Genomic DNA, 22,134 nt, shown 5'->3' with positions numbered 1-22,134 from the left:
GCTACATTTAAATTGCCAATTTCCTAATAATTTTATTTTATGAATAAAAAAATATAACAAAATGTTTTTGTTTTGTTATATTTTTATTGCGTAAATTTGTTTTAGTAAAACTACCAAAAAATGAAACCAGACTTATTTCAAGCTCCAGATTACTACAACCTTGACGATTTATTAACAGACGAACATAAATTAGTTCGCGAATCTGCTCGTGCCTGGGTTAAAAGAGAAGTTTCTCCTATTATAGAAGAATATGCTCAAAAAGCAGAATTTCCAAAACAAATCATTAAGGGACTTGGAGAAATAGGTGGTTTTGGCCCTTATATTCCGGTAGAATATGGCGGTGCTGGTTTAGATCAAATTTCTTATGGTTTAATCATGCAGGAAATCGAGCGTGGCGATTCTGGTGTAAGATCTACTTCATCGGTGCAATCTTCCTTAGTTATGTATCCTATCTGGAAATATGGAAACGAAGAACAACGAATGAAATATTTACCTAAACTAGCTACTGGAGAGTTCATGGGCTGTTTTGGTTTGACAGAACCAGATCACGGTTCTGATCCCGGAAGTATGATTACCAACTTTAAAGATATGGGAGATCATTATCTTTTAAATGGTGCCAAAATGTGGATTTCGAATGCTCCATTTGCAGATATTGCCGTTGTTTGGGCAAAAAACGAAGAAGGAAGAATTCACGGTTTAATTGTAGAACGTGGAATGGAAGGTTTTACAACTCCTGAAACACATAACAAATGGTCGCTTCGTGCATCATCAACCGGTGAATTGATTTTTGATAATGTAAAAGTTCCTAAAGAAAATCTTTTACCAAATAAATCCGGATTGGGAGCTCCGCTTGGCTGTTTAGATTCTGCCAGATATGGAATCGCCTGGGGAGCAATTGGTGCTGCAATGGATTGTTACGATACAGCTTTACGCTATGCAAAAGAGAGAATTCAGTTTGGAAAACCAATTGGAGGAACACAATTGCAACAAAAAAAATTAGCCGAAATGATTACCGAAATCACAAAAGCACAATTACTAACCTGGCGTTTAGGCGTTTTAAGAAACGAAGGAAAAGCAACAACATCTCAAATTTCGATGGCGAAACGTAATAATGTAGACATGGCAATTCATATTGCCAGAGAAGCCAGACAAATGCTGGGCGGAATGGGAATAACAGGCGAATATTCGATTATGCGTCATATGATGAACCTTGAAAGTGTGATTACTTACGAAGGAACCCACGATATCCATTTATTGATAACCGGAATGGATGTAACTGGAATTCCAGCATTTAAATAATAAACAACTATTAAAATATTTGCAAAAACAATACGAAAAGCTTCTTCTTACCGAGAAGCTTTTTATCTTTGCAAAAAATTCTACAAATGAATATTGAAACTATAAACAATAGCATTCAACCACAAAAAAATCAATTATTAAGACATTCCTTATATAATAAAATTCAAAGCATTGATGACTTGCACAGCTTCTTAGAAAGTCACGTTTTTGCAGTTTGGGATTTTATGTCATTATTGAAAGCTTTACAAGCTAAACTTACGTGTACTACTACACCTTGGTTTGCAACAAAAAATCCTGAAACCAGATATTTAATCAACGAAATTGTCCTGGCAGAAGAAACAGATTTGACTATTGACGGAAGAAGACAAAGTCATTATGAAATGTATCTTGAAGCCATGGAAGATTGCGGCGCCGATACAAACGGAATCAACACATTTCTATCTGAAGTAAACTCATTGCACAATATTTTTGTCGCTATAAAACAAAGTTCTTTACATCCTGATGTAAAAGCATTTTTAGATTTTACATTTAGAGTTATCGAGCAAGGTAAACCACACGAAATTGCAGCTGCTTTTACTTTTGGAAGAGAAGACCTGATTCCTAGTATGTTTACTGAAATCCTGAAAAACTTTCAAAAAAATCTTCCTGAAACAGATTTAAGCAAATTGCTTTATTATTTTGAAAGACATATCGAACTTGATGCCGATGAGCACGGACCAATGGCGATGCAAATGATTTCTGATTTATGTGAAGATGATGCCCAAAAATGGAAAGATGTTGAAGAAATTTCGATTTTAGCTCTGGAAAAACGAATCGGACTTTGGAATGCCATTGAAGAACAAATTCTGCTAAAAACAGAAATGGTATAAAACCAAAACAATATATTTAACGTAACTATTTGTTTAGAATGAACCATCTAATTTATACAAATTATGAAGCCACAATTCAAGCAAATAGTTACCTTTATTTTTTCTATTTTCCTTTTAAGCTGTAGTTCTGACGAAATAAGTTCTGAAACTTCAGATTCTCCAATAATTTCAATTCCTAAAATTCCCCTTTCAAGTTCTATAAAATATTTGGCTTTGGGCGACAGTTATACTATCGGACAAAGTGTTTGTGAAACTTGTAATTATCCTCAACAATTAAACACTAGTTTAGAAGCAATATATCCGGAAACTAAATTTTCGTTAAAAATAATTGCCAAAACAGGCTGGACAACTTCAAATTTGATTTCGGCAATAAATGATGACAATCCACAATCAAATTACGATTTGGTGACACTTTTAATTGGAGTAAACAATCAATATCAGGGCATAAATTTTTCGGTTTACGAAAAAGAATTTCCCGAATTATTGAACAAAGCTATTGCTCTGGCAAAGGGTGATAAAAAAAATGTTGTAGTACTCTCAATTCCTGATTATGCCTTTACTCCTTTTGGAACCATGTTTGGAGGAACTACAAAAATTTCAACTGAAATAGCACAATATAATTCCTTCGCTGAAAATTATTGCAAAGCAAACGAAGTTACTTTTGTTTCTATCACAGACATTACACAAAAAGGAATTCAAATTCCTTCCTTAGTCGCAGGAGATGGTTTGCATCCGTCAAAAGAAGCTTATACTTTATTTGTTGAACGTATTTTACCAAAAATTAAAGTGGCTTTGCAGAATTAAATTTTTTAAGGGGGGAAATAACTATTTTTATAACATGCAAGTTTCACCATCAAAAGAATTATCGCCTTATATCAAACATTATCTGTTTTTAGACAATAAAGAAATTGCTATTCAAAAACTTAGACTATTTTCTGATGGTAATACGGGTGTGGTATTTTCTTTAAAAAGTAAACTTATATCGGAAATCAGTAACGATGAAGTAAAAAAATATTTACCAACTTCTTTTTTATACGGACAGCTTCATGGTTTTAAAGATATTTATTCTGAAAATGAAACATCCTTAATCATTGTCGTTTTCCAGCCTAATGGAATTTACCAATTACTAGGAATTCCTGCCACTGAATTTCAGGATTCTATTATTCCTGTTGAAGAAGTTTTTGACCAAAAAGTTACTGCTCTTCAGGAAAAATTATTCCAGCAAAATAATCAAACACGTGTTGAACTTTTAAATCATTTTTTTAGAAACTTAATTAATAACAAGCTGGTTTCGAATCAATCTATAATAAATAATTCCTTGCATTTTATCCTTACAAACAAAGGAGATTTCTCTGTAAAACAACTAGTTGAACACACCGGCTATACCGAAAGACATCTTGAAAGAAAATTCAAAGAAAGTATTGGTCTAAATCCGAAGAAATTTGGTAACGTTATAAGACTACATCATTTTCTAAAATTATTAAAAAATAGATCTGACGCTACAAACCTGACGGCAATTTGTTACGATGCCGGATTTTCAGATCAGTCGCATTTAATAAAAGATTTTAGAAAACATACCGGAATATCACCCCGGGAATATTTATTTAATAGTAGAAAGCTAGCCAACAATCTTATCAAAACATTTCCTGTTTCAACATTTTAAAATGTCGGTTTTATACAATTTATAAAATATTGCTAATGCTATTTTTGACCTAAATAAATAGCATAATCTATGAAAAATCTAAAAATAGCAACCGCTCAGTTTGAGAATAAAAGTGGCGACAAAAACTATAATTTATCTGTAATCGAACAACTTTCAAAAAAAGCGGCCAATGAAGGTTGCGATATAATTTCGTTTCATGAATGTTCAATCACCGGATATACCTTTGCTCGACACTTGTCAAAAGAACAAATGCTGAATTTGGCGGAAATTATTCCGAATGGGGAAAGTATTCTAAAACTCACTGAGATTGCAAAAAATAATGACATCATAATATTAGCAGGTCTTTTTGAAAAAGATGAAAACGATAATTTATTCAAAGCTTATGTTTGTGTTGACAAAAATGGATTAGTCGCAAAATATAGAAAATTACATCCGTTTATAAATCCATACCTCATCCCCGGAGATAATTACTGTATTTTTGAAATTAAGGGCTGGAAATGCGGCATTTTAATTTGTTACGACAATAATATTATAGAAAATGTTCGGGCAACAAAACTTTTAGGTGCCGATATTATTTTTATGCCACACGTAACTATGTGTACACCTTCTACCCGACCAGGAGCTGGTTTTGTTACACCTCAACTTTGGGAAAACCGTGAAGCTGATCCAACTTCTTTACGATTAGAATTTGATGGAATGAAAGGTCGGGATTGGTTAATAAAATGGTTGCCTGCAAGAGCTTACGATAATGCTATTTATGCCGTATTCTCGAACCCAATTGGTATGGACGACGATCAATTAAAAAATGGCTGTTCGATGATTATTGATCCATTTGGAGATATTTTGACCGAATGCAGAACTTTTGATGACTCTTTTGCTACAGCAACAATTACTCCCGAAAAGCTAAGTCAGGCTGGAGGAAATCGTTACATAAAAGCAAGAAGACCAGAATTATATCGGGATATTATTGGGCAAAATCACGAATCTCAACAAAACGTGGTTTGGTTAAAAGCTGATGAAAAAAGTTAAAACTAATAATTTTTAAAACTTTAAATACACGAAGATTTATCTTTACAGAATACATAAATCTACAGAATACACCCAAATAATGGAATTTTTTAAAACTAAAAATGAAGATATCGATGCTGTTTTTGATATCTACAATGCAGCAACGTCTTATCAAAAAACAGTGAACAATAAAAGCTGGAGAGGTTTTGAAAGAGCACTTATCGAAAAAGAAATAGCCGAAAATCGACATTTCATAATCAAAGAAGGAAATGAAATTGCCTGTACATTTGTTATTACTTTTAATGATTTAATAATCTGGAAAGAAGCCAGTTTAGATCCCGCTATTTATCTTCATAGAATTGCAACAAACCCAAAATTCAGAGGGCAATCGTATGTCAAAAAAATCGTTGAATGGGCAAAAACGTATGCCAAAGAAAATAACAAATCATACATAAGACTCGACACACATAGCGGAAACGAGAGAATAAACAAATACTATATGAGTTGTGGTTTTGAGTACAAAGGCATAAGTACCATAGAATGGACAAGCGAATTACCGGAACATTATAAAGAAGGTTCTTTTAGTTTGTTTGAGATTAAGGTTTAGATTTTAATCTTATCTAAAAAACAAAACCCTTGTGGAGTTATTCACAAGGGTTTTTTATAAAATCATTTTCGCAGAGAGGAAGGGATTCGAACCCTCGATACAGTTACCCATATACTAGCTTTCCAGGCTAGCTCCTTAAACCACTCGGACACCTCTCTATTTTGGTTTGCAAAGAACACAAAAAAAACTGAGTTAGAAAAACAAAATCAAAGATTACTTACATGCTTTTTCTAAATTCTTCCATAAACAGTTTTACGGCTTTCTTTTGATACGCACCTTCAATCGTTAACATAAACGAATCCCTTTGCGTTGTAACTCCCGTAATGTTAATTGCCTTTATATTATTCCACCCTTGTAAAGCTTTCTCTGTCACAATGGTAGCCCAATAATCACTATCGCCTACCAAACGTAATAAAGCATGAACTGCGTTTAATTCTATCGAAACTTTTGGTTTCATATTATTTTTTAAAAACAATTCATCCAAAAACTCTCTCGAATTAAATCCTTTTACGGGTAAAATAAGTGGGAGATCTTCTATTTTTTTAAAGGTTATTTTATCTAAAACGGCTAATGGATGTGCTTTTGAAACAGCCAAAACCAATTTTGACCTAAACAACGGCTCTTTTTGAAAAGGAAGTTCAATTTCATTAGAAGAAATTACCAAAACCAAATCTAATTCGTTGTTTAATAGTTTTTGTTCCAAAGGTTCCGTTGTGCCATATTCAACAACAATTTTTAAATGCGGATATGTTTTAGCAAACAAATTTACAACCGGCAAAACTAAAAGTCCGAAAATATAGGTTACGCCAATTCGCAATTCGCCACCAATCATTTGGTTCAAATCGTCAATCGCCTGTTTGCCGCTTTGTACATTTTCTATAATTTGTTTGGCATGAACCAGGAAAACAGAACCAGCTTCGGTAAGTTGAACTTTCTTCCCAATCCTTACAAACAAAGGCATTCCCAGTTCTTCTTCAAGCTTTTTTATTTGTTGAGACAAACCGGATTGCGTTACAAAGCATAATTCGGCAGCTTTTGTAAAATGAAGAACTTCGGCTGTTTTAATAAAATATTCTAATTGATAAATCTCCATATCGATAAGTTTAAATACTTATTATCAGTAAAATTATTAATTTTTCTAATGAAATCATAATCCCGAACTTTGTAAAAAATATTTAAGGTTATGTTTAAAGCGTTAAGATCAAAAAACTTCAAGTTATTCTTTTACGGACAATCTGTTTCTGTTGTTGGAACGTGGCTACAAAAAACCGCTGTAAGTTGGATGGTTTACAGTGTTACAGGTTCTGTTTTCTTATTAGGATTAACGACCTTTTTAAGCATGATTCCATCTTTATTTTTGGCACCATTGGCAGGAAGTATTATTGGGCGTTATGACAAACACAAAGCCATGATTTTATTACAATCTCTCGCAATGCTTCAGGCTGGAGCTTTGGCTTTATTGATTTACTTAAAAATATATAATATCAATTTTATTTTAGCATTAAGTCTTTTTCAGGGAATTATAAACTCTTTTGATATGACTTGCAGACAAACGATGATGATTGACATTGTGGACAATAAAGAAGATTTATCAAACGCGGTTGCCCTAAATTCTACTTTGAATAATTTTGCCCGAATTGCAGGTCCGGCTCTCGCCGGAATTATTTTACACCAATATGGCGAAGACATTTGTTTTATTGGAAATTTCCTTAGCTACATTCCCGTTTTGATTTCGTTATTAATGATGAAAATAACTCCACATATTAAAGCAACAGATAAATTTAAAATGCTGGAAGATTTTATCGAGGGTTTTGATTATGTAAAAAAAGAAACTGAAATGGCAAAAATGCTTTTGATGCTAATGTGCAGTAGTTTATTTGTCATTTCATTCAATACTTTAATGCCTGTTTTTGCAAAAGATATTTTTAGCGGAAACGCCCAAACCTTCAGCTGGTTTGAAAGCGCAGCCGGAATTGGTTCTATTTTATCAGCCATTTATCTGGCAAATCTTAAAAGATCTGATATTATGGGCAAAATAATGATTGCTGCGAGCTTATTATTAGGTTTTAGCATCATTATACTAGCCTATTCAAATAGTTTAACTGTGGCGCTTATTTGCATGGCTTTGAGCGGTGTAGGGATGATGGCACAAACCTCATCTATAAACATTTACATTCAAACGCAAAGTGCTGTTAATATGCGTTCAAGAAGTATTAGTTATTATTTAATGGCCTATCAGGGGATGATTCCGGTAGGAAGTTTAATTATTGGCTACGTTTCTCATATCATCGGAACAAGAAATACAGTTGCCATTCAGGGAATTATCTGTATTATTTCGGTAATTGTTTATGTGTATTATAAAAAACAGAGTACTGAAGAAGAGTTGGAAACTTGTGCTGTTCGGTATAAAGATTAAAAATTCCAATTTTTTTAAATTCCAAATTCCAATCGTCTATCTATAATCTTGTCATTTCGAGGAACGAGAAATCTCCACAAGAAACTCGACAAGGACTGGAACATTAGGAACGGAGCTAGTTGCGGTATCTCGACTCCGCTCGATGTGACAAACGAAATCAATTCATTTTTTAAACTTCTTCTAAAATGAACTTATATCACTTATATAGTGAAATAATTTTATAACGAAATTTCCCCTCGCAACGCTGTTTCAAAAACATCTTTAAATTCAGCTGGCGGAATATTATGCCCCAACAAATACATCAATTTTGTAATTGCGGCTTCTGTAGTAATATCTTTTCCTGAAATAACGCCCAGAGATTTTAGTTTTGTGCTGGTTTCGTATTGTCCCATATTTACACTTCCGCCGGAGCATTGTGTAACATTTACGATATGAAGGCCGGATTGAATGGCTTTTTGTATTAAATTTAAAAACCAATCTTCGGTTGGAGCATTTCCTGAGCCATAAGTTTCTAAAACAATTCCTTTTAAATCCTTAATTTCAAGAATTGAAGACAAAACAACTTCGCTCATTCCCGGAAACATTTTTATTATGGCAACATGATTGTCTAATTTTTTATGGACAATTAGTTTCGCATCTTTTTTTACAGGAAGAAATAAATGTGAGTTTAATTTAAGATGAACACCGGATTCTACCAATTCAGGATAATTAGGCGCTGTAAAAGCTCTAAAATGTTCTGCATTTACTTTTGAAGTTCGGTTTCCGCGGTACAATTTATATTCAAAATACAAGCAAACTTCTTTGATAACCGGTTCTCCGTTTTCCTGAAGAGAAGCAATTTGAATTGCCGTTATCAGGTTTTCTTTTGCATCGGTACGCAAATCACCAATTGGCAATTGAGAGCCCGTAAATACAACAGGTTTTGCTAAATTCTCCAGCATAAAACTCAATGCAGATGCCGAATATGACATTGTATCTGAACCATGCAATACTATAAATCCATCATAAGAATTATAATTTTCTTCGATGATTTCAGCAATTTTCGTCCACATTTCAGGATTCATGTTCGATGAATCTATTGGGTGTTCGAATGAAACTGTTTCTATTTCGCAATCTAATTGTTCAATTTCAGGAATGTTCTGCAATAGTTTATCAAAGTTAAATGCTTTGAGTGCTCCAGTTGCAAAATCCTTGCTCATACCGATAGTTCCGCCGGTATAAATTAAAAGTATTTTAGCTTTAGATGACATCCTGATATTTTAATTTATTGACAACAGGATTGGCATACATTGATAAAAATCCTTGTCTGGTAACAGGATTATCGCTTCCGATACGCATTTCTAAACGACGCTCAAAAAGTGATTTCTCAGTTTCTTTGTACAAATGAGAGAACTTATCGGTTTCGTTTAAAATATCGTAAGCAATAAAATTTGTTGGCCACAATTGGTAATTCTTCAAAATAGAATCATCAATTACTTGTGCCAACGCCTGAACTTGTTTGTTGGCATTGTCATTTTCAGCCACAATCTTATCTATTTCTGTATCCAGAACATCACCAACAGAAATATGTATTCTTTTTTTGGTTCCCATAATACCACTCAAAATGGTCATGAAATCCTCATTTTTATCTTTAATATAAACTTCGTTGTTTGCTTCTGCCATTAATTGCGGCATTTTCAAAACATCCGTAGGATCATATTCGTATGAAATTGAAACCGGAATGATTCTTAATTTCTTAAAATAATCCATCAAATTGGCTTCATCAGAACCCATACCAATCATTTTTAAAACGCCTGGATTAGTTTCGTCGTTTCCGTCTTTCGTACGTCCTTCTCTTTGAGCTATCCAAACCGAACGATTTTCGCGAAGCAATAATTGTCCCATATATTCTGCCAGCAATTTAGAACTCTGCAACATTTCTCTTGGCGTTAATCCTCTTAAAACCAAAAAGTTTCTATTCAGTTTTGCCAATGTGCTTAAAAATGCTTTTTTAACCAGATTGTCTCCAATTGCAGATGCTGTCATTACCAAACCATGCTCGAACAAACAAACATTTAATAAGGTTGTATCTAAAAGAATATCCCTGTGATTCGAAATAAATAGGTAAGAAGTATTTTTTTCAAGTTTCTCAAATCCTGAAGTTGTTAGCCCTTCAGAACTTTTTTCAAGAACCTTTTGGATGGTATTATAAATAAAGTTGCATTGAAAATCACGAATCGAATGTGTTTTCTTAAGCTGCTCTTTCCAAACCTCATCTTCTACTTCCGGAAAAGTAAAGTTCATCATGGTTTTCATCATCGGATGATTGACAACATCATGAAGTGCTTCATTTATTTCAGAATCATAAAACGGTCGAATGGCATCAAATTTCTGCATTAATATCTATTTTTAGTGGGCAAAAGAACAAAAAAAAAACTAAAGTTAAGTAACTATAGGGTTAAATCCCAAAAACGTCTTCTGAATTTTGCGTTGTAATTGTCGCTATTTCTTCTTCAGAAACATCATATATATCGGCTAATTTGGCAATAACATTTACCAAATAACCGCTTTCATTTCGTTTTCCGCGATACGGAATTGGTGCTAAATACGGCGAATCAGTTTCAAGAACAATATGTTTTAATTCGATTTGATTTAAAAATTGATCAATTTTTCCGTTCTTAAAAGTTACAACTCCGCCAATTCCCAGTTTCATATTATAGGATATTGCCTGTAACGCTTGTTCATGAGTTCCGGAGAAGCAGTGAAAAATCCCAAACAAATCATCTGATTTTTCTTCTTCCAAAATTGCAAAAATTTCATCAAAAGCTTCGCGACAATGAATTACGATTGGCAGTTTGTATTGTTTTGCTAATTGAATTTGTCTTTTAAAAGCAATTTGCTGCTCTTTTAAATGCGTTTTATCCCAATACAAATCAATCCCGATTTCACCAACGGCGTAGAATTTTCTTTTGGCCAGTTCAGCTTCAACGTGCTTCAACTCGTCCAGATAATTATCTTTCACGTAAGTGGGATGCAAACCCATCATTAAAAACACATTATCCGGATAATTTTGCTCTAAATCGTACATTGATTGTGTTGCAGCGGCATCTATTGCAGGAATAAAAAAGCGGGTTACACCGGCATCAATGGCTCTTTGAATCATTTCGTCGCGATCCTGATCAAATTCTTCAGAATATAAATGGGTATGTGTATCGGTAATTATTGTCGTTGAATTCAATTTTCTAATTTTTAAAGGTTCAAAATTACGACAATATTAAAAACTTTCCCAATTTGAATGTTATGACGAAAATGGCACACGGGTGACACGGATTCACTTCGTGAAAACGCGGATTGGGCGCGGATTTTTTTCTCTTTGCCTCTTAATAATAAAACCTTTGTCAAAGTTTAAAACTTTGACAAAGGTAACTCTGATGATTCTCTTTGTGGGACTTCTCCCGAAGCTTCGGGATCGCTCAGTCTGACAAAGCAAGCGAGAAATTAATACTAACTTTTATTTCCCGTTTTTAGCAAACAATTTAGCTCTATCCAATACTTCGTCTTTTCCTTGTTGAGCACCAAAAATAGTTGGTTTTACCTCAATATCAGGAACAATACCGATGCGTTGTGTTTCTTTTTTATTTGGATAAAAAACACCTGCTGAAGTAAAAGAGGAATCAAAACCTTTGATAATCTTAAAGTAATAATTTGGCCCGTCAGCACCAGAAGTTTGACTGCCAATAACAGTAGCATTTGGCGCGGTTTGCAAACTCATTGCTGTTTGTTCTCCAAAACTATGAGTTCCCGAATTTACCAAAACAATTACTTTACCTTTATAATAATCTGTATTGATTTTACCACATTCTTCCATCTCATCACTAAAATAGTAACGTCCAGGATAACTCAAATCCTGATAAAGTAATCTCAAAATAGGTTTCGGTTCCGGATTTAAATATTCACTAACTAAAAAATCGGTGTATGTAGGTCTGTTTCTAACATCGAAAATTATAGCTTGTGTATTCTTTAATTTCTCCATCATTTCCGGCACTTCTTCTTTTGGTACTTTATTCATTTTCACGTAACCAATGTTGTTTTCCAGAATTTCCCAATTTGGACTATTTTTTGGCGGTGATCTTTTAATTTTTCCATTCGGATAACGATGTATTCTTTTTACCGAAGTGACATTATCTCTAATAAATTCAACTTCAAAATCATCTGTATTTCCTGTAAACATTACAAGGGCCCCATTTAATATAGCAGCTGGCCTATTAGAACCCTGCATATATTTTAGGAGTTCATCTAATTTTTGAGCGACCGTTATGCCGTCAATTTTAGTGATAACGTCTCCTATTTTTAAATCGTCAATCTTTGCTAAAGAATCATTTGCTATAGTAGTAATTACGGCTTTATCATCTATGAATTTAGTCCCAAAAGCAGTATATTTTTCTCCACCTAAATACTGCATCATTTGCATATTAAAAGTCGCTGCATGAGTATCGTTAAGTTTTATAGATATTTCGCGCATTGCTAACAAAAACTCTTTTTCAGAAGCCGGGGCTATAATATGAGGCAGAATTTCAACCAAAGCATCATCCCATTTTTGATCCATTTTATATTTATATGGAAAAAAATATTCTACATAGTTCCAAAAACGGAATAAAGTAAGAAGACGTAAATTTTTATTTGTCCATAAAACTTCTGCATATTCCGGCTCGTTAACAAACTGAAATTTGACTTCTTTTCCGTCACGGTTTACATAATAATTTGTTCCTTGAAATCTATTTTCTGTAATAAATTTCAATTTCGTAGAAAGACTTTTAGAAAACAATTTGTCTTTTTGTGTCCAGTCTAAGTTTAGATTTTCATTAAAAAAATCTTTTTTAGGATCATCTGCAAGAGGTTTGTTTGTGGGTACAACTCCTAGATCATCTATCCATTTTTCTATTACTGCTGAATATTCTTCTTTGTTTTTTGCGCTTTCAATTTTTGGCAAAACCTCAAAAAGTTTTTCATCCCAATTAAAATCGCCATTGGCGACTTTTGGGTGGTAATATTTTAGATAACCCCAAACTTTGCAGGTTGCAGCAAGTTTTTCGGTTTCGGTAATTTTAGCACCAAAGATGGTTTGAGAAAGAACAAGAAGAAATAATAAAGTAATATTTTTCATTCGTTAATTTGGATTAAAATTATAAAGGTATCGTGGTAAATTCTTAATAAAAAAATCGAATTTAGATATTAAAATCTAAATTCGATTACGGGTTTACGTAAAGTGACAAAAATTTATCGCTTATTCCAATTCTCTCAACAAAATCTGAACCTCAACATAATCTTCATAATCCTCAGGAATTGTAAGCAGGATTTCTCTACAAGCATTGTAATTTTTTTGTTTCAATTTAATTAAGGCTAAATTCCATGTTGCTTTATCTTTATAGGCCGAAGTTCCTGTTTTTAGTTCACTAAAAACATTTTGGGCTTTTATGATTTGATTGTCTTGTAATAATGAAACTCCGTAAAAATATTGAATTTCCGGTGTATGATTTTCTTTTAAAATAGATTCAAAAAGCGGAATTGCTTTTTTATATTCCTTTGAATTAAATGCTGTTTCTGCTTGTTTTAGCGTTGCCTCAATATTGCCTCTTTCTGTAAAATAAGCCGATTCCGGATGATTAAAATCTTCAAAAGAAGGCTTTTGACTATAATTATAAAAAAATAATCCCATCAAAATTACTGCAGCTGCCGCAGCACCATAATACCAAGGTTTTAGTGCAATTACTTTTGGTTTATTGAAATGTTTATCCGAAACTTTTATTAGATTTTCTTTGAAAGCTTCTCTTTCCTGTTCATATCCAAATTTAGTTTCCAGCTGAAGATGTACGTTCTTAAAAGTTTCAAATTCTGAAGCAAATTCGGGATCTTCCGCCAATTGTTTTTCAAAACTATTTTTCTCTTCAACAGTCATTTCATCCTGAAGATATTGATCGAATTTTATGTAACGTTCTTCGTTCATGACTAATTATTTTTTAGCGATTTAAAGTTGTTGTTTTCCTGAATCCATTGTGTTAACTGGCCAATGCATAACGATTTTTTCTTGCGAACATAACCGTATGTTACATTGAGTTTTTCGGCGACTTCCTCCATCGACTTAATGGTAAAACTCAACTTTAATAATTCCTGACATTTGTCTCCCAATTTTAGAAACATAGCGTCAAAAAGCTGTTGTTTTTCATTAAATTGTTCGGTCTGCTCTACCAATTCCACTCCGCATTCATTTATAGATCCCACATCTTCATGAATTGTTACCCCTTTATTAGATGTTTTTTTCAATTCGTTGAGCCATTTTCTTTTGCATAACAAGAAAAAGTAAGCATCAAAAGGACAAGTGAGTTCCAGCGTTTTGTTTTTTGCCTGATTAAAAAGCAAAATCATGATTTCCTGAACCACATCCTGAGCATGATCCTGATCTCCGGAATTGTTCTTTATATAAAAAACAACCTTGGGAACGAACTTTTTATAAATCTCCTGAATGATTGCCGAATTATTAGCCGCAAGTCCTTCGATATATTTTTGATCGGGATGAATTTTGATTTTGCCCATAAAAACAACTTTTAAATAGCTAATGTAAAAATAATCTCAAAATAAATTCTCAATAATGGGGTAACAATTATAAAATCAAGTTGATATAGCAATATAAAACTCTTTTAAAAACAATTAAAAATTAAAAGAAATGGAAAGTTACCAATTAATAAATCAAAAAAATCTGGATCAGTTTCATAAAACCCTTTCTTCTAAAATCAGAAACGGTTTTGTGATTATCGAGCATAACGAAAAACTGCCGTATGCTGTTTTATCCAAAGAAAAAAAAGAAATCAATCATCCGTTTCATTTCTTCCTTACAGTTATCACATTCGGAATTTGGTCTGTTGTGTGGATCTGTTTAATTGTTTCGCTTTCGCGGAAAAAAGACATACTCGTCGCACTTGATGAAGACGGAAATTTATTCGAAGAAAAATGCCTTTCGAAATAAATCAAAAATTTAGGGTAACAATTTTTCATCAAAAAACATCTATTACTAAACTATAAAATTAGAAATCATGAAAACAATTAAAACTTTGATATTTTGTTTTGCGGCAACTTTAATAATTAGCTGCGATAACGACAACAACCCAACAAATAATGTATGTGATACAACTTATGTTTCAACATTAATTACAAATGCTTTTACAGCTGCAAATGGCTATAACGACCTTACAACAATGGATTTGGAAACGCATGAATATACGATCCAGATTAATGCCAATGGAGAAATTTGCAGCGTAGGATATCAAAACCCATCCACTTACACCGGCGGTTATACGATGGAGGTAATCAATACAACGACCAATACAAGCTATAGTGGGGTACATACTTTTTCGCAAACTACTTTAGATTATCAATCGATAACACCTGTGCTGGTAAACTCGGGCGATATTATTAGGGTAAAAAGAACCATACTTCCAGGATATACGGCGCTGAACCAAACTGTGGGACGTTTATTGAGAGAATCAAATAATACAACCGTTCCCTATCCTGTTACTCAAGGAAATGCCGTTTTTTTAAGTTCCAACTTTTATGGTGCCGGAGGTCCTGCTCCCGATTTTGCACAACCCTATATTGCATTGGGTTTTAAAGTAAATTAAAATTTAGGTTAACAATTTAAGCGCACAATTGATATATCTACTGAAAATAAGTTGAGAAATAAATTTTAAAAATAAGGGTAACAATATCAAACCTTAATTGATATAAGAATATAAAAACTATAATTAACCAGAATCTGAAACCACTTGAAATAATCAGGGCAGATTTATAAAAATTAGAAATCATGAACACAAATTTTAAAAAATTAGGACTTTTATGCTTAGCACTATTTTCATTTGTAAGTTGCGACAATAACAGCGACGGCGAAGATAATATTGTTCTTCCGCCAACTTCTGGAGCTTTTAAAAGTATTAGCGAAAAAGGGGTTAAAAGAAATACACAAAATTTTACTGCAACGGCCGGAAATGGTCTAATCACGTTAACTTCTGCAAAAGGTGTAAAATTAAACATTAACGGAGACTGTTTAACCAAAAACGGAAATGCGGTAACCGGAACTATTGAAATTGAATATATCGAACTTTTTGATAAAGGAAACATGCTGGTTACCAACAAACCAACAATGGGAGTTACTGCTGACGGAAAGAAAAATTTATTAATTTCCGGTGGAGAATTCTTTATCAAAGCCACTCAGGGCGGAGTTGAACTTCAAACTTCTTGTACAATGAATTTAATTGTTCCGACTGCTTTAACTGACGGACTTGATAATGCAATGACATTATGGAACGGTACAATTGACGACAAGGGAGAATTGGCCTGGAGAGAAAATAAACCAAATGCTGACGGAAATGGCGGAGGAAAAGGAGGCGTGCAAGGCGAAGGTGCAAATTATTATGTAACATTCGGGAATTTTGGCTGGACAAATGTTGACCGTTTTTACAGTGATCCGAGACCAAAAACAACACTACTTGTTGATGTTCCAGAAGGTTACGACAACGAAAACAGTGCTGTTTATCTTTCTTATGATGGTGAAGGAACAAATGCACTTGCAAAATTGGATACTTATACTCCACAAGGATTGTTTAGCGAACATTACGGACAAATTCCAATTGGTTTAGCTTGTCACGTGATTTTTGTAACCGAAGATAATGGTCAATGGCGATATGCAATTAAAGCGGTAACCGTTGCTGCAAACGACATTTATACCTTCACACTTTCCGAAACAACCGTTGGTACCGAAGCACAACTGGTAGCCTCAATCAATGCTATTCAGTAAGTTAGAAAATACTTTTTAAGAAAAAGTGGTGATTTGCTCATCACTTTTTTTTACATTTAATCCAGTTTTAAAATTAACTCTGATGATTTTCAGAAGCTAATCCTGCTATTCGTTTCAATCTTTTCCTGGCTAAAGAAGCCAGAAAAAGGATTTCCACTACTATCAGGGCTAAAAAATTACCTAGTTATGAAACCACTATCATCTATCCTCTTTATTCTTTTTTCTATAATCTCTTTCTCGCAAACAAAAGTAAAAGACACCATAGCCCGAAGAGCCAATATTAGTTTTATCCAGAACGGAAACGCCATTACTTATAAACCCGAAACACCGCCTTTGATTCCGATTGCGGGTGCACCAAAACCTAGTTATTCCTATTTATGGGAACTTGGCGACGGTCATTATAGTAAAGAAGCCGAACCTAAACATGTGTATAAAAATAAAGGAACATACACGACAAGACTTGCCGTAACCAACAATTACGACAACGGAAAACCACCGGCAACACGTCCGAAAAAAGTGGCTGTTAACGACATTACAGATACCAATTATAAAGACATTGCATCCATCGCAGACCAAAACGGATTCGCCATTATCAAAAACTGCGACCCGATTCCAGAACAGGAAATGGTAGTTGTAGTGGGTTATCAAAATCTGGAGAATTATGTATCGGGCGGAAAGCTGTATTTGTTTTATAATGAGAAACAATTCAAGAACAATAATTTCGAATTGGTCGATTTTAGAACTTATGCAAACGAACGCGAAGTAAAAGAAAATACCATCGCTTCTGTCGACGATCTTGATGATTCTAAAAATTATCTGGCTTCCGCCGAAAACATTCTGAATCTTAAAAAATACCGAAACACAACTTCTGAAGAAGATCTTGATGCTTCGTTATTAGACGCAAATAAAACGTATCATAATGTTTCGGTTTTAGAATTTGATGATCAAAATCCCGGTGAAACGCACAATGTTTTTTATACTTTTAAAACGACTCCGGAAATGATTAAAGATACGAGCGCAACAGTTACAATGCGTGGAATTTTTGTTCCGAATCGAAGTTATAAAAACCATAAAATAAAGAACCTTGAAATGGAAATTGTAACTTCTCACGACCCAAACAAAATGGGATCGAACGGAAGTTTTATGAATTACAGACTCGTTCGTTTTAAACGAGTGAATTTTAAAACCCGTTTTCAAAACAACGGCGAAGGCCCTGCGAGAATGATTCGGTTGGAAACTGATATTCCGGATATGTTCGATAAAAAAACTTTTCAGATCGAAGACATGTATCCAAAGTGCCCGATTTGTCCAAAAGATGAGGTTCCAACCGTAAGTTGTTTAGATACAATTATTAAACAAAAACAGATTTTCTTTACTTTCAAAAATATTTATTTGCCTGGAAGCGAACAAAAAAATGTACACGAAAAAGATTCTACAAAAGGTTTTGTAAAATATTCGATGAAGTTTGCCGAAGACTTTCACAAAGTAAAAACCCGAAGCAGAACAGCCATTATTTTTGATAAAAATGAACCTATAATTACCAACTACGCCACGACCCGATTTTTACCCGGAATTTCGATTGGCGCAAAAGCAGGTTATAATCTCTATTCTGATCTGGAAAAATCGACGAGTTATTTTGTGGGCGCAACGATTTCGCCTTTTAAATCGTATCGTTTTTATTGGCAGGCTGAATGGCTCAATGCTTTAAACAAATACGATAATGCTATTAATGTCGTCGATCAGATAAACACAAACGCAAACGGAGTGAGACAATTGGTGCGCACAACCACCACAGCAGAAAACAAGAATGTGAATTGGGAAGTTCCTGTTTTAATTCGGTACAACATCAATAATTATATCGGAATTGGCGCGGGAATTCAGGCGAATATAAATGTCTCTGAAGAACAAAATCAAAACATAAAAATCGAAACTTACGAAGGCGATAAAGAAAACTTTTTAATCAATACAACGACAACATCCAATACGGTAAAAAACTCCTTTTCTGATTTTAAAACTGGATTATTATTTGATTTAACAGCTGGTTTTGCCAGAATTGGTCCGAGTTTGGGCGCACGTTATGTCATCAACTTTGAGCAAGGTTTTAATTATTTTCAGCTTTATGGGATTTGGAAGTTTTAGGAAGTTATTCCTCAGAGATTCACAAAGGTTTTTCGCAGAGATGCGCGGAGGTTATTAAATAAATAGCCACGAATTCACGAATTTTCTTCATTAAAAAGAAGAAGAATAATTCGTGAATTCGTGGCGAAAAATTTTAAACAAATGACAAAACTGTATTGCTATATTTTTATGTTCTCAACTCTAATTTTATTCGGGCAGAAAACTGTTTCCCAAGAAGATAAAATATACAATTCAATTGATGTTTTTGTTGCAAATCCTTCCGCGAAAGCGTTACAAAATTTAACGAAAACAGAAACTGAGTTTTGGAGAAATCCTAAACCAAAAACCAAAGATGAATTATTAGCAATTGTGGTTTTAAACTGCAACAAAGCGTATTATGAAAACCAATTTGGACAAACCGAAAAAGCGATTGCGAGCTACGAAAAAGCCTGGCAAATTTATCAGAAAAACAAACTGAGCAATTATGACATTATTGAATTTTGCCTGAAACCTTTGGGGAATTTATACACGGTTTTAGGTGATTATGACAGTGCCGAAAACACTATCAAACAATATTTTTTTATTATAAATACTACCAAAAATTATCCTGACGCGGCGAAACAAAAATTTGCAGCAATCTTAAATTTATCAAATGTTTATCAGAGTTCGGGGAAGATTTCTTTGGCTATAGATTTGCTAGAAAGTACTTTAAAAACGGAGAAATTATCGAATGTGCAAAAAGGAATTTTATTGAATAATTTGGGGAGTAATTATATATTGAGTTCGTCCGGAAATTTAATGCATCCGGAAATTTATCAAAAAGCTGAAAATACTTTTGAGTCGGCGGTTCATTATCTGAAAAATGAAAAAGAGCAATCAGAAACTTTATCTAATTCTTATCGAAATCTGGCAACTCTTAATCGGCAGAGACAGCAATTTGAGGTTGCGAATTTGTATTTAGCAAAAGCTGAAAAATTGTTTTTCAAGACTACAAATCAACAGCCACGAAAAGTAGCAAAACTCTATTATGAAAAAGCTTTATTATTATTTGATGAGCAAAAATATGATGAAAGTGAGAAAGAGATTTCTGCCGTTTTTAAAATTCTAATTCCTAATTATTCTTCAAAAAACATTTCTCCCAATCAAAATCAATTGTATGCTGAAACGGTTTTAATTGATGTTTTAGATTTACAAGCAGAAATTTTATTCAAACAAAATCATCCAAAAAAAGCTCTTGACGCCTTTAAACTTTCTTTTTATATCGAAGATCTTTTGATGAATGGATTAATTTATGAAAATTCTAAAATTATAACCCAAATCAGAGCTCGCAATCGTACCGAAAAATGTCTTTTGATTTATGATCGATTGTATCAGGAAGACAGTAAAATACAATATTTAAACGACGCTTTTCAATTGGCCGAAAAAACAAAATCCGGAATTTTAAAAGGTTATCGTTCAAATATTAAAGACGCTTCCGCAAAAGAAAAACAAATTATACAGCAATTTCAGAATGTCAATAACACTATTATAAAAGAACAGCAAAAAGGCGATTTAGCCAATATTTCAAAAATAAATCAGCTTATAAAAAAGCAAAATGAATTGATGCTTTTGCTGAAAAATATTCAATCTGAAAACCCGGATTATATTCCTGAAAACTGTAATTTAAAACAATTATTTTCAAAGTTAGAAAAGGATAAAGCTGTTTTGGTTTATTATTTTATCGGAAATGAAAATCTGTTTTATTTCACTTTACAAAATAATAGAATCAATTTTAGACATATTTATACTGCACACAGATCTATGCTTGAAATTATGAAATTTATTGATTATTTTAGTTCTGCTGATGCAATTACAAACGATATTTCGGGATATAATTATTATGGAAAAAGAGTTTATGATTTGTTGAAATTACCTTCAAATGTCATCTATAAAAACCTCATCATTGTTCCTGACGGAATTTTGAATTTCCTGCCTTTTGAAGCTTTGATTACCACAGAATCAAAAACAACAAATTTTGCCAAAATGCATTATTTACTGAATGATTTTAAGATTGGTTATAATACTTCGGCCAATATTTATATGAATTCAAAACCAATTTCAAATTCAGAAAAAACAGTTTTAGGAATCTTTCCGGTTTTCGAAAGCACACCTTTTGAGTTGAGTTATTCTAAGAAAGAACTGGAATCTATTCGAAGTAATTTTAAGGGGAAATATTTAGAGAATTCAACAGCAAGTTTTTCTAATTTTAAAAAAAATGCAAACCAATATTCGATTTTGCACTTAAGTACACATGCTTCTTCGGGCGATATTGAAACTCCGGCCAGCATTAAATTTTATGATCAGGAAATATTATATTCTGAATTGTATAATCTCAACATCAATCCTGATTTAGTGGTTTTAAGCGCTTGCGAAACCGGAATTGGAAAATTATACAAAGCCGAAGGTGCGATGAGCGTTGCGAGGGGTTTTCAGTTTGCGGGCGCGCAGAATTTATTGTTTTCGTTATGGAAAGTCAACGATTATACAACGTCGGTTTTTATGGCTGATTTCTATAAAAACATTAAAAATGATGTTCCTTATTTTGAAGCAAATGCCAATGCAAAACTCGATTTCCTAAACGATAAATCGATTCCGAATGCGAAGAAATCACCTTATTATTGGAGTTCTTTTGTGTATTATGGTTCTATTTCTGCTGAAGAAAAAGCAACAAATTATATCTTTTACATCATTAGTTTATTGACTCTAATTGCCTTATTTTTGATTTTCAATCATTATCAAAAATGGAAAATCTTCACGCGGTTCTCAAAAAAGAGAAATACAAAAAAATAAAATTCAAGGTTACCAAAACTCAGCATCTTCTAATAAAAGCCAAAATAAATGGCGTTTCAGGAAATTTTATTTTAGATACCGGAGCATCGAACACCTGCATTGGTTTTGAAAGTATGGAACGTTTTGAAATTTCATCAAAAAAATCAAAAACAAAAGCTTCGGGAGCGGGCGGAACGGGGATGAAAACAGAAGTTTCGGCTCACAATAATTTACAAATCGGGAGTTGGAAAAACACCAATTTTGGTTTGGTAATTTTTGATCTTTCTCATGTAAATGAAGCATTGGAATCATACAAAGCCAAACCTGTTCATGGCATTATTGGTGCCGATGTTTTACTTGAGGGGAAGGCGATTATAGATTATTTTAATCATTATTTATATTTGAAATAAATTCCAATTTTTTGAAATAACAAATTCCAATTTTGGGAAAGTTCAGCTGGTATTTGGGATTTTATTTATTGGGTTTTTTTGCATGTTTTTTGTATATATTTGTTAAAACAAA

The 22,134-nt window shown here is 33.2% G+C and carries 20 protein-coding genes and 1 tRNA gene; 13 read left to right on the top strand and 8 right to left on the bottom strand.

Translation table 11 applies throughout. The features are described 5' to 3' along the window. The first annotated feature begins 120 nt into the window (after positions 1-120). The 6 genes from RT99_RS03225 (at position 121) to RT99_RS03200 (ending at position 5,446) form a co-directional block, all read left to right on the top strand. The gene (locus tag RT99_RS03225) at positions 121-1,299 is read left to right on the top strand and encodes an acyl-CoA dehydrogenase family protein (RefSeq protein ID WP_042563298.1); all 1,179 of its coding nucleotides are present in this window, start codon (positions 121-123) and stop codon (positions 1,297-1,299) included. Between the two features lie 86 nt (positions 1,300-1,385). After that, positions 1,386-2,168, top strand: coding sequence for a DUF3050 domain-containing protein (locus RT99_RS03220; protein ID WP_042563297.1), 783 nt, complete (start codon positions 1,386-1,388; stop codon positions 2,166-2,168). 63 nt (positions 2,169-2,231) lie between these two features. After that, on the top strand, positions 2,232-2,972 hold the full coding sequence (locus tag RT99_RS03215; RefSeq protein WP_042563296.1) for an SGNH/GDSL hydrolase family protein: 741 nt from the start codon (positions 2,232-2,234) through the stop codon (positions 2,970-2,972). Between the two features lie 34 nt (positions 2,973-3,006). Beyond that, positions 3,007-3,831 carry a helix-turn-helix domain-containing protein gene (locus tag RT99_RS03210; RefSeq protein WP_042563411.1) on the top strand — a complete coding sequence of 275 codons (825 nt, stop codon included), beginning with the start codon at positions 3,007-3,009 and terminating at the stop codon, positions 3,829-3,831. Positions 3,832-3,900: 69 nt separating this feature from the next. Then, positions 3,901-4,860 carry a nitrilase family protein gene (locus RT99_RS03205; RefSeq protein WP_042563295.1) on the top strand — a complete coding sequence of 320 codons (960 nt, stop codon included), beginning with the start codon at positions 3,901-3,903 and terminating at the stop codon, positions 4,858-4,860. A 79-nt stretch (positions 4,861-4,939) separates the two neighbouring features. Further along, the gene (locus RT99_RS03200) at positions 4,940-5,446 is read left to right on the top strand and encodes a GNAT family N-acetyltransferase (RefSeq protein ID WP_042563294.1); all 507 of its coding nucleotides are present in this window, start codon (positions 4,940-4,942) and stop codon (positions 5,444-5,446) included. A gap of 71 nt (positions 5,447-5,517) precedes the next feature. Here RT99_RS03200 and RT99_RS03195 read toward each other — a convergent pair. After that, a tRNA-Ser gene (locus RT99_RS03195) sits at positions 5,518-5,604 on the bottom strand. Positions 5,605-5,663: 59 nt separating this feature from the next. Then, complete coding sequence (locus RT99_RS03190) at positions 5,664-6,539, bottom strand: LysR substrate-binding domain-containing protein (RefSeq protein WP_042563293.1); 876 nt, start codon at positions 6,537-6,539, stop codon at positions 5,664-5,666. Between the two features lie 90 nt (positions 6,540-6,629). On the opposite strand from RT99_RS03190, the gene RT99_RS03185 reads away from it, so the two are divergent. Further along, a complete protein-coding gene (locus RT99_RS03185; RefSeq protein WP_042563292.1) occupies positions 6,630-7,862 on the top strand; it encodes an MFS transporter in 1,233 nt (410 codons plus the stop codon). A 218-nt stretch (positions 7,863-8,080) separates the two neighbouring features. Here RT99_RS03185 and RT99_RS03180 read toward each other — a convergent pair whose 3' ends face one another. The 6 genes from RT99_RS03180 to RT99_RS03155 all read right to left on the bottom strand — a co-directional run bounded on the left by RT99_RS03180 (position 8,081) and on the right by RT99_RS03155 (position 14,432). Next, on the bottom strand, positions 8,081-9,112 hold the full coding sequence (locus tag RT99_RS03180; protein ID WP_042563291.1) for an asparaginase: 1,032 nt from the start codon (positions 9,110-9,112) through the stop codon (positions 8,081-8,083). Beyond that, entirely contained in the window at positions 9,102-10,238 is a 1,137-nt protein-coding gene (locus tag RT99_RS03175; protein ID WP_042563290.1) for a 1-acyl-sn-glycerol-3-phosphate acyltransferase, read from the bottom strand. Before RT99_RS03175 ends, RT99_RS03180 begins: the two co-directional genes overlap by 11 nt. A 61-nt stretch (positions 10,239-10,299) precedes the next feature. Continuing rightward, positions 10,300-11,079, bottom strand: coding sequence for a TatD family hydrolase (locus RT99_RS03170; protein WP_042563289.1), 780 nt, complete (start codon positions 11,077-11,079; stop codon positions 10,300-10,302). 273 nt (positions 11,080-11,352) lie between these two features. Further along, the gene (locus tag RT99_RS03165; protein WP_042563288.1) at positions 11,353-13,005 is read right to left on the bottom strand and encodes a S41 family peptidase; all 1,653 of its coding nucleotides are present in this window, start codon (positions 13,003-13,005) and stop codon (positions 11,353-11,355) included. A 120-nt stretch (positions 13,006-13,125) separates the two neighbouring features. Continuing rightward, positions 13,126-13,845, bottom strand: a complete 720-nt coding sequence (locus RT99_RS03160) for a hypothetical protein (protein ID WP_042563287.1) — start codon at positions 13,843-13,845, stop codon at positions 13,126-13,128. A 2-nt stretch (positions 13,846-13,847) separates the two neighbouring features. After that, positions 13,848-14,432: an RNA polymerase sigma factor gene (locus RT99_RS03155; RefSeq protein WP_042563286.1), complete on the bottom strand. Its 585-nt coding sequence runs from the start codon at positions 14,430-14,432 to the stop codon at positions 13,848-13,850. 130 nt (positions 14,433-14,562) lie between these two features. On the opposite strand from RT99_RS03155, the gene RT99_RS03150 reads away from it, so the two are divergent. The 6 genes from RT99_RS03150 to RT99_RS03125 all read left to right on the top strand — a co-directional run bounded on the left by RT99_RS03150 (position 14,563) and on the right by RT99_RS03125 (position 22,022). Then, entirely contained in the window at positions 14,563-14,862 is a 300-nt protein-coding gene (locus RT99_RS03150; protein WP_042563285.1) for a hypothetical protein, read from the top strand. A gap of 67 nt (positions 14,863-14,929) precedes the next feature. Further along, positions 14,930-15,514 (top strand): hypothetical protein, encoded by a 585-nt coding sequence (locus RT99_RS03145; RefSeq protein WP_042563284.1) that lies wholly within the window; start codon positions 14,930-14,932, stop codon positions 15,512-15,514. A 182-nt stretch (positions 15,515-15,696) separates the two neighbouring features. Beyond that, on the top strand, positions 15,697-16,686 hold the full coding sequence (locus RT99_RS03140) for a hypothetical protein (protein ID WP_042563283.1): 990 nt from the start codon (positions 15,697-15,699) through the stop codon (positions 16,684-16,686). Positions 16,687-16,872: 186 nt separating this feature from the next. Then, on the top strand, positions 16,873-18,825 hold the full coding sequence (locus tag RT99_RS03135; protein ID WP_042563282.1) for a PKD domain-containing protein: 1,953 nt from the start codon (positions 16,873-16,875) through the stop codon (positions 18,823-18,825). A 141-nt stretch (positions 18,826-18,966) separates the two neighbouring features. Beyond that, on the top strand, positions 18,967-21,633 hold the full coding sequence (locus RT99_RS03130) for a CHAT domain-containing protein (RefSeq protein ID WP_042563281.1): 2,667 nt from the start codon (positions 18,967-18,969) through the stop codon (positions 21,631-21,633). Continuing rightward, the gene (locus RT99_RS03125; RefSeq protein WP_042563280.1) at positions 21,585-22,022 is read left to right on the top strand and encodes a retropepsin-like aspartic protease; all 438 of its coding nucleotides are present in this window, start codon (positions 21,585-21,587) and stop codon (positions 22,020-22,022) included. Before RT99_RS03130 ends, RT99_RS03125 begins: the two co-directional genes overlap by 49 nt. Positions 22,023-22,134: the final 112 nt, after the last annotated feature.

This window comes from Flavobacterium sp. MEB061 (assembly GCF_000834715.1).
Classification (GTDB): Bacteria; Bacteroidota; Bacteroidia; order Flavobacteriales; family Flavobacteriaceae; genus Flavobacterium; species Flavobacterium pectinovorum.
This window is presented reverse-complemented; position numbering and strand designations above follow the sequence as displayed.

Coding starts and splice junctions, on each gene's coding strand:
- RT99_RS03190 (WP_042563293.1), bottom strand. CDS start 6,539: ATGGAGATTTATCAATTAGAATATTTTATTAAAACAGCCGAAGTTCTT.
- RT99_RS03220 (WP_042563297.1), top strand. CDS start 1,386: ATGAATATTGAAACTATAAACAATAGCATTCAACCACAAAAAAATCAA.
- RT99_RS03210 (WP_042563411.1), top strand. CDS start 3,007: ATGCAAGTTTCACCATCAAAAGAATTATCGCCTTATATCAAACATTAT.
- RT99_RS03140 (WP_042563283.1), top strand. CDS start 15,697: ATGAACACAAATTTTAAAAAATTAGGACTTTTATGCTTAGCACTATTT.
- RT99_RS03155 (WP_042563286.1), bottom strand. CDS start 14,432: ATGGGCAAAATCAAAATTCATCCCGATCAAAAATATATCGAAGGACTT.
- RT99_RS03165 (WP_042563288.1), bottom strand. CDS start 13,005: ATGAAAAATATTACTTTATTATTTCTTCTTGTTCTTTCTCAAACCATC.
- RT99_RS03130 (WP_042563281.1), top strand. CDS start 18,967: ATGACAAAACTGTATTGCTATATTTTTATGTTCTCAACTCTAATTTTA.
- RT99_RS03175 (WP_042563290.1), bottom strand. CDS start 10,238: ATGCAGAAATTTGATGCCATTCGACCGTTTTATGATTCTGAAATAAAT.
- RT99_RS03160 (WP_042563287.1), bottom strand. CDS start 13,845: ATGAACGAAGAACGTTACATAAAATTCGATCAATATCTTCAGGATGAA.
- RT99_RS03225 (WP_042563298.1), top strand. CDS start 121: ATGAAACCAGACTTATTTCAAGCTCCAGATTACTACAACCTTGACGAT.
- RT99_RS03135 (WP_042563282.1), top strand. CDS start 16,873: ATGAAACCACTATCATCTATCCTCTTTATTCTTTTTTCTATAATCTCT.
- RT99_RS03180 (WP_042563291.1), bottom strand. CDS start 9,112: ATGTCATCTAAAGCTAAAATACTTTTAATTTATACCGGCGGAACTATC.
- RT99_RS03125 (WP_042563280.1), top strand. CDS start 21,585: ATGGAAAATCTTCACGCGGTTCTCAAAAAAGAGAAATACAAAAAAATA.
- RT99_RS03150 (WP_042563285.1), top strand. CDS start 14,563: ATGGAAAGTTACCAATTAATAAATCAAAAAAATCTGGATCAGTTTCAT.
- RT99_RS03215 (WP_042563296.1), top strand. CDS start 2,232: ATGAAGCCACAATTCAAGCAAATAGTTACCTTTATTTTTTCTATTTTC.
- RT99_RS03145 (WP_042563284.1), top strand. CDS start 14,930: ATGAAAACAATTAAAACTTTGATATTTTGTTTTGCGGCAACTTTAATA.
- RT99_RS03205 (WP_042563295.1), top strand. CDS start 3,901: ATGAAAAATCTAAAAATAGCAACCGCTCAGTTTGAGAATAAAAGTGGC.
- RT99_RS03200 (WP_042563294.1), top strand. CDS start 4,940: ATGGAATTTTTTAAAACTAAAAATGAAGATATCGATGCTGTTTTTGAT.
- RT99_RS03185 (WP_042563292.1), top strand. CDS start 6,630: ATGTTTAAAGCGTTAAGATCAAAAAACTTCAAGTTATTCTTTTACGGA.